The 374-nt window shown below is 65.8% G+C and carries 1 protein-coding gene; it reads left to right on the top strand.

Going from position 1 to position 374, the window contains the following annotated elements:
- Positions 1 to 374 (top strand): EamA family transporter (locus QWI17_RS00295; RefSeq protein ID WP_302720506.1); only part of this gene is annotated, 374 nt, incomplete at both ends.

The raw sequence follows: 374 nt of genomic DNA, 5'->3' as shown, positions 1-374 counted from the left end.
CGTTGTCCAGTTGGCGACCGCGTCGGTGTTGGCGTTTTTGATGATCGTCCCGACCCAGGAGCGCATCCCTGACTTTTCCTGGCTGCTGCTGGTCAGCGCTATCGGCCTGGGCGCGATGAGTGCGGTAATTCAGGTGGCGATGAACTGGGCGCAGAAGTCGGTCTCGCCCACCCGGGCAACGCTTATTTATGCTGGTGAGCCGGTGTGGGCTGGTATCGTCGGGCGTATCGCCGGCGAACGGCTCCCCGGCGTGGCGCTGCTGGGCGGCCTGCTGATCGTGATCGCGGTGGTAGTCAGCGAACTCAAGGTACGGCGGCGCAGCGAATGCGCCACAGGGGACGGCGAGCAGGTACCGGGTGAGCGGCAGGCAGGCC

It is taken from the genome of Gilvimarinus gilvus (assembly GCF_030518155.1).
Lineage (GTDB): Bacteria > Pseudomonadota > Gammaproteobacteria > Pseudomonadales > Cellvibrionaceae > Gilvimarinus > Gilvimarinus gilvus.
This window is presented reverse-complemented; position numbering and strand designations above follow the sequence as displayed.